This is a genomic window from Ectopseudomonas khazarica (genome assembly GCF_004521985.1).
GTDB lineage: Bacteria > Pseudomonadota > Gammaproteobacteria > Pseudomonadales > Pseudomonadaceae > Aquipseudomonas > Aquipseudomonas khazarica.
This window is the reverse complement of record NZ_SBHZ01000022.1, coordinates 54,529-67,572: the sequence shown is the minus strand read 5'-3', so window position 1 is coordinate 67,572 and position 13,044 is coordinate 54,529. Positions and strand designations below refer to the sequence as shown.

Annotated in this window: 9 protein-coding genes; 2 read left to right on the top strand and 7 right to left on the bottom strand. The window is 66.6% G+C overall.

Going from position 1 to position 13,044, the window contains the following annotated elements:
* Positions 1–438: 438 nt before the first annotated feature.
* Genes EPK82_RS22420 through fdnG form a run of 3 tightly spaced genes read right to left on the bottom strand, consistent with a single transcriptional unit; the run spans position 439 to position 5,089 of the window.
* Positions 439–1,071, bottom strand: coding sequence for a formate dehydrogenase subunit gamma (locus EPK82_RS22420; protein WP_134678083.1), 633 nt, complete (start codon positions 1,069–1,071; stop codon positions 439–441).
* A gap of 9 nt (positions 1,072–1,080) precedes the next feature.
* Positions 1,081–2,007, bottom strand: a complete 927-nt coding sequence (gene fdxH / locus EPK82_RS22415) for a formate dehydrogenase subunit beta (RefSeq protein WP_134678082.1) — start codon at positions 2,005–2,007, stop codon at positions 1,081–1,083.
* A 10-nt stretch (positions 2,008–2,017) separates the two neighbouring features.
* The gene (gene fdnG / locus EPK82_RS22410) at positions 2,018–5,089 is read right to left on the bottom strand and encodes a formate dehydrogenase-N subunit alpha (protein WP_152487831.1); all 3,072 of its coding nucleotides are present in this window, start codon (positions 5,087–5,089) and stop codon (positions 2,018–2,020) included.
* 160 nt (positions 5,090–5,249) lie between these two features.
* On the opposite strand from fdnG, the gene EPK82_RS22400 reads away from it, so the two are divergent.
* The gene (locus EPK82_RS22400; RefSeq protein WP_047584361.1) at positions 5,250–5,699 is read left to right on the top strand and encodes a DMT family transporter; all 450 of its coding nucleotides are present in this window, start codon (positions 5,250–5,252) and stop codon (positions 5,697–5,699) included.
* A gap of 1 nt (position 5,700) precedes the next feature.
* Here the strand turns inward: EPK82_RS22400 and EPK82_RS22395 are convergent, their stop codons facing one another.
* Positions 5,701–6,639, bottom strand: a complete 939-nt coding sequence (locus tag EPK82_RS22395; protein ID WP_134678080.1) for an SdiA-regulated domain-containing protein — start codon at positions 6,637–6,639, stop codon at positions 5,701–5,703.
* A 290-nt stretch (positions 6,640–6,929) separates the two neighbouring features.
* Here EPK82_RS22395 and EPK82_RS22390 point away from each other — a divergent pair, with 290 nt between their 5' ends.
* Positions 6,930–8,066, top strand: a complete 1,137-nt coding sequence (locus EPK82_RS22390; protein WP_134678079.1) for a GGDEF domain-containing protein — start codon at positions 6,930–6,932, stop codon at positions 8,064–8,066.
* Here EPK82_RS22390 and EPK82_RS22385 read toward each other — a convergent pair.
* The 3 genes from EPK82_RS22385 to EPK82_RS22375 form a co-directional block, all read right to left on the bottom strand.
* Entirely contained in the window at positions 8,056–9,987 is a 1,932-nt protein-coding gene (locus EPK82_RS22385; RefSeq protein WP_134678078.1) for a methyl-accepting chemotaxis protein, read from the bottom strand. The two genes, EPK82_RS22390 and EPK82_RS22385, sit on opposite strands and share 11 nt — an antisense overlap.
* 192 nt (positions 9,988–10,179) lie before the next feature.
* Positions 10,180–12,501 (bottom strand): peptidoglycan glycosyltransferase PbpC, encoded by a 2,322-nt coding sequence (pbpC, locus tag EPK82_RS22380; RefSeq protein ID WP_134678077.1) that lies wholly within the window; start codon positions 12,499–12,501, stop codon positions 10,180–10,182.
* Positions 12,502–12,582: 81 nt separating this feature from the next.
* A complete protein-coding gene (locus tag EPK82_RS22375; protein ID WP_037052631.1) occupies positions 12,583–12,927 on the bottom strand; it encodes an endonuclease domain-containing protein in 345 nt (114 codons plus the stop codon).
* Between the last annotated feature and the right edge of the window lie 117 nt (positions 12,928–13,044).

Genomic DNA, 13,044 nt, shown 5'->3' with positions numbered 1-13,044 from the left:
GACGTACGTTGGTGCTTGGCCGGGGGCGGTCCCGGATTGCATCCGGGCTACGGGGTGGTGTGCGGCGATGGGCGTGGGAGGCGCTTTGGCGGCGCGCTTTTATCGCGGCTGAAGCCGCTCCTACGGAGATGTACGGTGGTGCTTGGCCGGCTGCGGCCCCGGATTGCATCCGGACTACGGGGTGGTGTGCGGCGATAGGCGTGGGAGGCGCTTTAGCGGTGCGCTTTATCGCGGCTGAAGCCGCTCCTACGGAGATGTACGGTGGTGCTTGGCCGGGTGCGGCCCCGGATTGCATCCGGGCTACGGGGTGGTGTGCGGCGATGGGCGTGGGAGGCGCTTTAGCGGCGAGCTTCTATCGCGGCTGAAGCCGCTCCTACGGGATATGGCTTCATGTAGGAGCGGCTTCAGCCGCGATGGAACGCTCATCCAGCAACGCACTCAGTGGTGTTTGTGGCTGTCCTTGCTCACTTCCTCGTACCAGGCGGCGTGGTGCTTGCGGGCCCAGCCCTTGCTGACCCAGCCGCTGACCATCGCGCCGATGGAGCCCTTGACCCAGATGCCGGCGTAGACGTGCACGATGATGCAGATGATCAGCCCCCAGGCCGCCGCCGCATGCAGCAGCGAAGCGAGGCGGATCAGGTCGATGCCGAACAGGTGGCTGAAGTACTGGCGCCACATGACGATGCCCGTCGCCAGCAGCACCAGCATGCACAGCAGCAGTACCCAGAACAGCAGCTTCTGCCCGGCGTTGTAGCGCCCCACCGGCGGCAGGTTTTCCTCACGGTTGGCGACCACGTCGCGCCACTGTGCCAGCCACTGGCGGTCGCCGGCTTCGAGGCGGTTGTGCCCGGCGAAGCGCATCACCAGCCAGAGGAAGAACAGGAACATGCCGAGGCCGAGGAAGGGGTGCAGGATGCGCGTCCACACGCCGCCACCGAACAGGTTGCTGAGCCAGAACAGCGCCGGGTGGAACAGCGCCAGGCCGGACAGGCCGGCGAGGATGAAGAGGATCGCCACCACCCAGTGGTTGCTGCGTTCGCCGGCCGTGTAGCGTTGGATATCGTGTTTCATGCTGGTCTCCTACGGCCGCTGGTTCGGATCATAGGTGTGCACGGCCGGGTCGACCTGATGCACCGCAGGATCGCCGCTCACGGGCTCGTCTTCCTCCACGCGGTTGCGTCCGACGCGGATGTAGTGGAAGAAGCCAAGCAACGCCGTGGCGCCCATGGCCAGCAGGCCGAGCGGCTTGGCCACGCCCTTCCACAGCGCCACCGTCGGGCTGATGGCCGGGTCGTCCGGCAGCCCGGCGTACAGCGACGGTTTGTCGGCGTGATGCAGCACGTACATCACGTGGGTGCCGCCGACGCCGGCCGGGTCATAGAGACCGGCATTGTCGTAGCCGCGCGACTTGAGATCGGCGATGCGCCCGTCGGCGTGCTCCTTCATCGCCTCCTTGCTGCCGAAGACGATGGCGCCGGTCGGACAGGTCTTCACGCAGGCCGGCTCCATGCCGACGGACACGCGATCGGAGCACAGGCTGCACTTGTAGGCCTTGTGGTCCTTCTGCGAGATGCGCGGGATGTTGAACGGGCAACCGGTGATGCAGTAGCCGCAGCCGATGCATTTGTCCTGGTTGAAATCGACGATGCCGTTGGCGTACTGGATGATCGCCCCCGGGCTCGGGCAGGCCGCCAGGCAGCCCGGCTCGGCGCAGTGCATGCAGCCGTCCTTGCGGATCAGCCACTCCAGCTTGCCGCTTTCCTCCTCGTGTTCGGTGAAGCGCATCAGCGTCCAGGAACTGGCCGTGAGGTCGGCCGGATTGTCGTAGGTGCCGTGGTTGTGACCGACCTCGTCACGCAGGTCGTTCCACTCCGAGCACGCCACCTGGCAGGCCTTGCAGCCGATGCACTTGGAGACGTCGATGAGCTTGGCCACCTCGCCGAGCTCGCGCACTGAGGGCATCGGCGTGGTGGTGGCGGAGCGGGCAATGATGTCTTGTGAGGCCATGGCGCTGCTCCTATGCCTTTTCCACGTTGACCAGGAACGACTTGAATTCCGGGGTCTGCGTGTTGCCGTCGCCGACGAAAGGCGTGAGGGTGTTGGTCAGGTAGCCGTTGCGCGCCACGCCTGCGAAGCCCCAGTGCAGGGGAATGCCGACCTGGTGCACGGTCTTGCCATCCACGGTGAGCGGTTTGATGCGCTTGGTCACCACGGCCACCGCCTTGATGTAGCCGCGGTTGGACGACACCTTGACCCGCTCGCCGGCGACGATGCCCAGTTCCCTGGCCAGCGCCTCGCCGATCTCGACGAACTGCTCGGGCTGGACGATGGCATTGAGGCGGCAGTGCTTGGTCCAGAAGTGGAAGTGCTCGGTGAGGCGGTAGGTGGTCGCCGCATAGGGGAACTCGTCCGCCTTGCCGAACAGCTCCATGTCGTTCTGGAACACCCGGGCCGCCGGATTGCTGATGGCCCCCGGGTTGTCCGGGTGCATCGGGTTGCGCCCGATGGGTGTCTCGAACGGCTCGTAGTGCTCGGGGAACGGCCCTTCGGCCATCTTGTCCACGGCGAACAGGCGCGCCACCCCCTCGGGGTTCATGATGAAGGGGTTCATGCCGGCATCCGGCGGCGAGTCGGCCTTGAAGTCGGGCACATCGGTGCCGCCCCAGGCCTTGCCGTTCCACCACACCAGGCGTTTCTTCTCGACATCCCAGGGCTGGCCGCTGACATCGGCCGAGGCACGGTTGTAGAGAATCCGCCGGTTGGCCGGCCACGACCAGGCCCAGCCGAGGGTCTGGCCCATGCCATAGGGGTCGGCGTTGTCGCGCCGCGCCATCTGGTTGCCCTGCGCGGTCCACGAACCGCAGAACAGCCAGCAGCCACTGGCGGTGCTGCCGTCGGCGCGCAACTGGGCGAAGCCGGACAGTTGCTCACCGCCCTTGACCAGCAGCGCGCCGCTGGCCGGGTCGGTCAGGTCGCTCAGGGCCTTGCCGTTGAACTCGCGGGCCAGCTCGTCCGGGCCGGGTTCGTCGGGTTTCAGGTACGACCAGTCGAGGTTGAGGATGGGCGCGGGGAAGGCTCCGCCTTCCTTCGCGTACAGCCCGCGCAGGCGGTGGTAGAGCCCGGCCATGATGGCGATGTCGGTGCGGGCCTGGCCGGGCGGCTCGGCGCCCTTCCAGTGCCACTGCAGCCAGCGCCCGCTGTTGACCAGCGAACCGTCCTCTTCGGCGAAGCAGGTGGTGGGCAGGCGGAACACCTCGGTCTGGATGCTGGCGCTGTCGACATCGTTGAACTCGTCGACGTGCTTCCAGAACTCCGAGGTCTCGGTGGCCAGGGGGTCCATGACCACCAGGTACTTGAGCTTGCCCAGCGCCGCGCCGACCTTGGCCTTGTTGGGGAACGAGGCGATCGGGTTGAAGCCCTGGCAGAAGTAACCGTTGACCTTGCCCTGGTACATCATGTCGAAGACCTTGAGCACGTCGTAACCGGGAATGTCCAGCTTCGGCAGCCAGTCGTAGCCCCAGTTGTTCTCGGCCGTGGCGTTCTTGCCGTACCAGGCCTTCATCAGGCTGACGTGGAACTTCTCGTAGTTCTGCCAGTAGGACAGCTGCCCCGGCCGCAGCGGCTTCGGCGCGCGCTTGGCGATGTAGGCGGCATAGTCCTGCTCGGCATCGCCAGGCAGGTTGAGGTAGCCCGGCAGAAGGTTGGAGAGCAGGCCCAGGTCGGTCAGCCCCTGGATGTTGGAGTGGCCGCGCAGGGCGTTCATGCCACCGCCGGGCATGCCGATGTTGCCCAGCAGCAACTGCAGCATGGCGCCGGTGCGGATCATCTGCGAGCCCACCGAGTGCTGCGTCCAGCCCAGGGCGTACATGATGGTCATGACCTTGCCCGGCGCCGAGCACTCGGCGATGGTCTCCCACACCTGCAGCATCTGCGCCTTGGGTGTGCCGCAGATGCTGCTGACCAGGTCCTGGGTGTAACGGCTGTAGTGCTTCTTCAGCAGGTTGAACACGCAGCGCGGGTGGCTAAGGGTCGGGTCGACCACGGCATAGCCGTCCTCACCGATCTCGTAGCCCCAGCTGGCCTTGTCGTAGCGCCGCTTCTCGGCGTCGTAGCCACTGAACATGCCATCTTCGAAGGCGAACTCCTCGCGCACCACAAAGCTGACGTCGGTGTAGTTGCGCACGTACTCGTGCTGGATCTTGTCGTTCTCCAGCAGGTAGTTGATCAACCCGCCGAGGAAGGCGATATCGGTACCGGTGCGGATGGGCGCGTACAGGTCGGCCACCGAGGCCGAACGGGTGAAGCGCGGATCGACCACCACCAGCTTGGCCTGGTTGTGCGCCTTGGCTTCGGTCACCCACTTGAACCCGCAGGGGTGAGCCTCGGCGGCATTGCCGCCCATGATCAGGACCAGATCGGCATTCTTGATGTCGACCCAGTGGTTGGTCATGGCGCCGCGGCCAAACGTCGGGGCAAGACTTGCCACCGTCGGGCCGTGTCAGACACGTGCCTGGTTATCGAACCCCAGTATGCCGAGTGAACGCACCACCTTGTGGGTGATGTAGCCGGCCTCGTTGCTCGACGCAGAGGCGGCCAGGAAGCCCGTGCTGAGCCAGCGGTTGACCGTCTGCCCCTGCTCGTTCTTCTCGATGAAATTGGCGTCGCGGTCGGCCTTCATGTGCCGGGCGATGCGGTCCAGCGCCTGGTCCCAGTCGATGCGCTTCCACTCGCTGGAGCCGGCTTCGCGCACTTGCGGGTACTTGAGGCGATTGGGGCTGTGGACGAAGTCCAGCAGGCCTGCGCCTTTCGGGCAGAGGGTGCCGCGGTTGACCGGATGGTCGGCGTCCCCTTCGATATGGATGATGTTCTGCGCCACGTTCTTCGCCGCATCGCCCTGGCTGTACATGATCAGGCCGCAGCCGACCGAGCAGTAAGGGCAGGTGTTGCGCGTTTCGGTGGTACTGGTCAGTTTGAAATGTCGCACCTGGTCGGCGAAGGCATCCGGGGGCGCGACCCCCAGAGCCGCCAGGCTCGATGCTCCAAGGCCTACACCGCAGACCTTGAAGAACTGTCGACGGTTCATGTCCATCGTGGGTTCTCCGAATCAGGCTGACGCCCGGTGCGTTGCCGGGCGCATCGCATTCAAGCCTAGCCGAAGCCTCCGGCTTCGCCAGGCGCCTCGTCGGATAGCGGCGCGGGTGCGCCGGCGCGTCATAATGGCGCCCTTTCCCTGCCTCTGGAGTGCTCCCATGAATCAAGTCAGCGGATGGCTGCTCGCCCTGCCCTTTCTGGCCGGCGCCGTGCTGCCGCTGCAGGCCGGCATCAACGGCCAGCTCGCCCGCCATCTGTCCAGCGTATTCGCCGCCGCGCTGATCTCCTTCGCCGTCGGCACCCTGGCGCTGCTGCTGATGACCCTGAGCCAGCGCGAGCTGCCCGGCCTGGGCCTGCTCAAGGAGCTGACCTGGTGGCACTGGAGTGGCGGCCTGCTCGGCGCCTTCTTCATCGCCACCGCCGCCTTCGCCGGCCCCCGCGTCGGCGCCCTGCTGTTCATGGTGCTGGTGATCGCCGGCCAGTTGGCCATGGCCATCACCCTCGACCATTTCGGCTGGGCTGGGTTTCGCGAGTCGCCGATCACCTTCGGCAAGGTGGCAGGCCTGCTGCTGATCGTCGCCGGTATCTGGATGATCCGCCGCGGCTGAGTCAGCGGCGCTGCAGGCGATAGAACAGATTGGGTTCGCTGGCCAGGTAGAGATTGCCCTGGCCATCGAACGTCACGCCCTCGGCCTGCGGCACGCTGCTGTGCAGGCCGGCAAAGCCTCGCAGCAGCGAACGGAAGCTGATCAGCCGGCCATCCTGGCCGAGTTCGATCAGCAGCTTCGACTCGTCGCTCAGCAACACCAGGTGACCGGTGCGCTCGTCGAAATGCACCGACGACAGGTCGCTGGCGAAGATCTTCTGGTCGATCCAGGCCTGGCGGTCGATCACTTCCAGGTTGAAGCGGCCCTGCAGGCTGCTCTTGAGCCCCCTGACCTCGTAGAGCTTGCGTGGCGAATGCTCCTTGACCACGAACAGGCGATCGCCGGCGCGGTCGTAGCCAAGGCCCTCGAAGCCCTGGTTTCCTCCCTGGTCGATGCTCAGCGTCAGCGCCCGATGCTGCGTGCGGCGAATCGCGCCTCCAGGTTGCGTTGGAACGGCGACGGCGACCAGCGCGTGCTTGCGCTCCTCGGCCAGCAGCAAGAGGTCGTCGCCCAGGTAGGTCACGCCCTCGACATCCTCGAAACCTTCGAGCGGGTAGCGTGCGATCAGCTCGCCTTCAGGCGACAGCCGCAGCAGTTGCTCCGGGTTGTTGACCACCGCCCAGATCTGCTGGCGATCATCATCGAAGCTGAGCCCGGAGAAGTTGTTGCCGACACCGGCGACCGGCTTGGCGTCGATCGCCACCCGGTATTCGGGCAACCACAGGCTGCGATGCTCCCAGGCATCCTCATGCCAGGAGGTCTTGATCCAGAAGTACAGCCGCTCATCGAGATGCAGCAGACGCAGGGAATAGGTCGCCAGCAGCAAGGCCAGCAACAGCGCCCATTTCCATGGGCTGAGGACAGGAAGCTTTCCAAGCATCCCCTTGGCAGCGGACAACATCGCAGAGCGCTCGCATGAAGGTGGATGAACGACAGCCTGCGCCCGTTTTGTTGCAATCGTGCGCAGTGCAGTCTCCGACTGCGACGAACACCCACGGGTTCTTCCGCCAGGGGCAGGCAAACGTAACGGGACATTGCCCGCCGGGGTCGGCAACGACAGGCGGCACACAGTAGTGGCGATTCGACACTCATCTCCCCGTAAAAAGCGCTATGCTCTGGCGAACTGGCTTCTGTGATCACAAAAACTCCAGGAGAGGGCACCGACCTCTCCAGCGAGGCCCAAGCAGAGAAATGACCGACGCCGAAGTACCGCGCCAGCCAACGACCTTCGCGCTGTGGCGCGAAGTGGACGACACGCGCATCCGCACCCGCGTGGGCGGACTCTTCTACCTGCTCGCCTGGCTGCTGACCTGGATATTCAGCGCCTCTCCGGCAGGTGTCGTCGTCAGTGGCGTGCTGGGCAGCTGCCTGTTCGCCGGATTGCTGATCGCCCGGCTGCTGCATCGCCCCAACGCGATCGACGATCCGCAGCAGCTGAAACACTGGCTGGATCGTCACTGGGGGCTGATTCTGCTGACGGCGTTCTGCTGGGGCCAGGCGCACGCCCTGGCGCTCTACAGCGACGCCTACGACGGCTCGGAACTGATCGCCACGCTCGCCACCGTGGCCTTCAGCACAGCGATGACCTTCAACTTCGCCATGCGCTACAGACGTGCCCTGCTGGCGCTGATCCTGCTCTACCTGCCAGGGCTCGCCGTGATGGCGTCGAACTGGGACGAGCGCCACGCCGTGCTGATCACCCTGCTCTTCTACCTGGGCTATCTGGTCCTGGTGCTGGGGCGCAATCACCGTGAGTACCGCGCCACGCTGGAGCTGGAACTGAAACTCCTGGATCAGCAGCGCCAGCTCGACCTGCTCAGCCGTACCGACAGCCTGACGCAACTGGGCAACCGCTATCAGTTCAACAATCTGTTCCCCAGCCTGGTGGCCAATGCCATACGCCAGGGCGAACCGCTGTCGCTGGTGTTGCTGGACATCGACTTCTTCAAGCAGGTCAACGACGAACACGGCCATGCCAGTGGCGATGCCTGCCTGACTGCCTTCGCCGAACGCATGCGCCGGGTCTTCCGACGCGATGCCGATGCCCTGCTGCGTCTGGGTGGCGAGGAGTTCGGCGTGCTGCTGCCGGGTACGAGCCTGGCACAGGCCTGGGACCTGGCGGAGCACTTCCGGCGCAAGCTGGAGGAGGAAGGCCTGGAGCTGCCCGGACAACGCCTGGTGCTGACCACCAGCCTCGGCGTCGGCTGCTTCAACAGCCGCCACGACAGCGATGCAGACGCCTTCTTCCGTCGCGTCGACAGCGCGCTGTACCGGGCCAAGCGCGAAGGCCGCAACCGCCTGGTCTCGGCCGAGCCGGTCAGAGCCTGAACTTGCCCATCTGCCCCGTCAGGTCGTCGGCCAGGCGGCTGAGGGTCTGACAATCCTCGCGACAGGCACGGACTTCACCGGCGGTGGCATGCGCCAGGTCGGCGATGCCCTGCACGTTGCGGTTGATCTCCTCGGTCACCGAGCTCTGCTCCTCGGTCGCGGCCGCCACCTGGGTGTTCATGTCGCTGATGCGCTCGACCTGTTCGGTGATCGCCCCCAGCGACTGGCCGGTGCGCTGGCTGGACTCGACGCCGGTGCTGGTCGCCGCCTGTCCCGCATGCATGGAGCTGACCGCCGTCTCGGCGCCCTGTTTGAGGCGCTGGATCATCTGCTGGATTTCATCGGTCGAGGCCTGGGTGCGGCTGGCCAGGGTACGCACTTCATCGGCGACCACCGCGAAGCCACGGCCCATCTCGCCAGCGCGTGCGGCCTCGATGGCGGCGTTGAGCGCGAGCAGGTTGGTCTGCTCGGAAATCCCGCGGATCACCGCCAGCACCTGATCGATGGAAGCCACCTGGTCGGCCAGTTCCGTGACCGCCTCGGCAGCGCTGCCAATGTCCGCCGACATCCGCTCGATATGGGCGATGGACTGCCCGACCACCTGGCGCGCACCCTGCGCCTCGTCACGCGCGGCATGCGAGGACTGCGCGGCGCTGCTGGCGTTGCGCGCGATCTCCTGCACGGTGAGGCCCATCTCATGCACGGCGGTGGCCACCATGTCGGTCATTTCCTGCTGCTGGCCGGCGCGCCCGGCCGTGTTCTCCACCACCCGCGTCACCTGGCCGACCGCCGTGCGCAGGCGCTCGCTGGTCGCCAGCACGTCACCGATCAGGTCGCGCTGGCTGGCGAGAAAACGGTTGAAGCCGCGCGCCAGATCACCCAGCTCATCGGCCCTCGACTCATCGAGACGACGGGTCAGGTCACCACCGCCACCGCCGATTTCCACCAGCGCCTGAGTCACCTGACGAATCGGCCGCACCAGCCCACGCGCCAGCAGCACCACCAGGCCGAGGAACAGCAGCGCCACGGCGACGCCGATCAGGCTGGTCACCCACAGTGCCTGCCGCGCCTCGGCATAGACTTCCGCCTCCGGCACCTCGCTGACCAGCAGCCAGTCGATGCTGGCGAACTTCTGCGCCACCGCGAGAAAGGTCTCGCCATCACGCTCGAAACGTACCGCGTGGCTGTCGCCGGCCAGGACCTGGCGAGCGGCGTCGGCACCGAAGAGTTCGCTCAGCTTGCCGCTGCCGCTCAGCTCCGAGCGCGGATGCACCTTGACGCTGCCCTGGCCGTCGACGAGGAACACCTGGCCACGCTCGCCGAAGTGGAACTCGCTGATCATCTTCGACATGTCCGCCAGGCTGTAGCCGAGCCCAGAGACGCCCAGGGTCTTGCCGCCCTGCTTGATGCGCTGGTTGATGAACAGCGTGGGCAGGCGCGTGGTCTTGTCGATGTCGATCTCCAGCGCCCGGTCGCGGTCGCTGTCGACCAGGCGATAGAACCACTGGTTCTCCGTCTGGCTGCGGTCGAGGGTGCGCATCAGCCCTTCACCGGTGGTGTAGTTGCCGCTGGCGAGGGCGACGATGGAAGTGGTCATGGCGTTCTGCTGAGCGCGCACACCCTCGAGGTAGCGGGCGAACTCGTCGCGCCGGGTCGCGTCCTCGCCGGCGGCCAGCCAGTCCTGCACCAGGCTGTTCTCGGCGATCGAGGCATTGGCGGTGATCGGCGCGGTCAGCACCCGCTCCAGGTCGTTGCGTATCGCCAGAACCCGTGCGGGCAGCGCCTCTTCGATCAGGTAGCGCTCGGTCAGGCGATTGACCACCGCCGAGTAGATGCCGACGACGATCAGGATGCTGGCCAGCAGAGCGGCGCCCATGCTGAGGATCAACTGCCACTGGATACTGCGTTGCCAGAGACGCATGGAGGGTTCTCCCGGAGGTGGTTCTGAGCTCGACCGAGCAATTGGATACAAAATTGTACACATATTGCAAATCAGTGACCGATAGATGTCCTATCGGCGGCGCCGGCCCGGACTTTACTCGCGCCGTCCGCGGCGCTCGGCCAGGCGCCCACGCAGAGCGGCCGGCGCCTGCCTGCGCGGCGCGGGGCGCACTCAGGGGGCGACGCTGAATTCCAGACGAGCGGTCTGGCCACCGTCGTCGAGCACGCTGAGCTGATGCCGACCGCTGTCGAAGACCTGGCTGAAGGTCGCGTCCATCGCGCTGTCACCAAGCGGTCGACCGTCGAGGAACCACCAGCGTCGACCACTGCCGCCCAGGGCCGAGAGGCTCAGGCGCAGTGGTTCATGGTTGCCCTGCGGCCTGCGCAGGCGGTCACCGTCGCGCACACCGACGATGGACAGCGGCGCCGCCTGGTTGCGCGGCGGCGGCGGGCAATCGGCATCCACGCCCGGCAACCGCGCACTGCGCCGTTCGCGGCGTGGCAACCAGGGCTCCAGCGGCGCCGGCCACAGGTCCAGTTCCCGCGCCTCGGCCCCCGCACAACCGGGGCCGACGCGCTGGCCCTGGGCGTTGACCCAGTAGCGCTCGCGCAGGCCGCTGCCCAGCGGCTGATCGGCCGCCAGCAGGGTCGGTGGCGTGGTGCCCTCCAGCGTCCAGGCGAAACGCAGGCGCCGGCAGTTGGGATCGTCCTTGCTCATCGGCTGCCCCAGTGGCCAGCAGACGGCGGCGACACCGACCTCGGCCGGCTGCGGATCGGGCGGCACGGCGATGCCGCGCTGGCTGTCACGGTTGACCAGCAGATCATGCACCTGCAGCAGCAGCGGCGCGGCAGAGGCCAGGCCGAACTGGCCGGGCACCGGCGTACCGTCGGGACGACCGATCCACACACCGATCAGGTGACGCGGACCGACGCCGATGGCCCAGGCATCGCGAAAACCGTAGCTGGTGCCGGTCTTCCAGGCCAGCGTCGGGCGCTGCGCCAGGTAGGCACGCGGGTCGCGGTCGGGACGGGCCTGGCCGCTGAGAATACGGCGGATGATCCAGGCCGCCCCCGGGGACAGCAGGCGTCGCTCACGCAGCACATCGCCGGGCTGCAAACGCGGTTTGGCGGCCATACCGCCGCGGGCGAAGGCGCTGTAGCCGGCCACCAGGGACTCCAGTCGCGCCCCACCACCGCCGAGAATCAGCGCCAGGTTCGGCTCGGCCAGCGGCGGCAGGCGGATCGGCACGCCAGCACCGCGCAGCTCGCCGGCAAAACGCTTCGGCCCATAGGCTTCGAGCAGTTGCACGGCAGGCAGGTTGAGCGACGTGGCCAGCGCCTCGCTGGCCGACACCGGGCCGATGAAGCCCGCAGCGAAGTTGCCGGGACGGTAGTCGCCGTAATGGCGCGGCACGTCCTGCAACAGCGACTCGGAATGGATCAGCCCCGCATCCAGCGCCATGCCATAGAGGAAGGGTTTCAGCGTCGAGCCGGGCGAACGCAGCGCTCGAACCATGTCGACATGACCGAAGCGCGCGGTATCGCCGATGTCCACCGAACCCAGGTAGGCACGCACGGCCATGCTCGGATGCTCGACCACCAGGATCGCCGCCGAGGTGCGCTCGGGCAGACGCGCGCGCCAGCCCAGCAGCAGGTCTTCCAGGCGCAGCTGTAGGCCGGCGTCGAGCGTGGTGCGGATCAGCGGCGGGCTGCCGGCGCGATTCAGGCGCCTGGCCAGCAGCGGCGCCAGGCTCGGCTCGCGGCGCGGGGCCAGGAACACCGGCTCCTCCAGCGCCTCGTCCACCTGCGCCTGTGGCCACACCTGGAACTCGCCCAGGCGGCGCAGCACCTTGTCACGTGCGGCCTGGGCGCGCTGCGGATGGCGGTCCGGGCGCAGCCGGCTGGGCGCCTGCGGCAGTACCGCGAGCAGGGCCGCCTCGGCGCGGGTCAGCTGGCTCGGCGGCTTGCCCAGGTAACTCCAGCTCGCCGCCGCCACCCCCTGCAAGGTGCCGCCGAACGGCGCCCGGTTCAGGTAAAGGGCGAGGATCTCGTCCTTGGACAGGTGCCACTCCAGCTGTGCGGTACGCCACAGCTGCTTGAACTTGCCGGGCAGATCGCGACTGTGCGGGTCGAGCAGACGCGCGACCTGCATCGACAGCGTGCTGCCGCCGGACACCACGCGCCCACCCGTCAGGTTCTGCCAGGCCGCCCGTGCCAGCGCCAGCGGATTCACCCCGGGGTGCTGGCGAAACCAGCGGTCCTCGTAGGTCAGCAAGGCCTCCAGGTAGTAGGGTGAGACCTCGTCCGGCGTCACCGGGTAGCGCCACACGCCGTCATGGTCAGCGAAGCGCCACAGCGGCGTGCCATCCTCGGCCAGCACCACACGGGCCAGATCGTCCTCGGGCAAGGGCAGCGGGAACAACTGGTCGGCGAGCCAGAGCAGGGCCAGGGGCAGCAGAAAAATCAGGAGCCAGCGACGGACTAGGCGGTGCATGCACAACCCTCTCCCCCAGCCCCTCTCCCATAAATGGGAGAGGGGAGCAGATCAGTATTCTGCGAAGCCTCGCGGCAACGTTCACGAACCATCTTGCTCGCCGATTTCAAGACGAATCTGTTCAAGTACGGCCTCTGTTTCAGCCAGTAGCTGATGATTCCAGAAGCGCAGCACACGATAACCTCGATTTTGCAGATAACGTTCACGCTGTTGATCGTATTCCCCCTGCTGCAGGTGCTGCCCACCATCGAGCTCGATGACCAGCCAGCGCTCGGTGCAGATGAAATCGACGATGTAAGGACCAATGGGTTTCTGCCGTTTGAACTTCAGACCGAGGAAACGATGCCCACGCAGGTAGTACCAGAGCCGTTGCTCGGCATCGGTCATCTCGCGACGCAGGCGTTTGGCGTTGTCGAGTAACGTCATGGTTCCTCCCTGAACCCTTGCCCTCTCCCGCAAGCGGGAGAGGGCGCGGTCTGACGCGCAAGTAGAACCTGATGCGGTCGTCCCCCTCTCCCATTTATGGGAGAGGGTTGGGGAGAG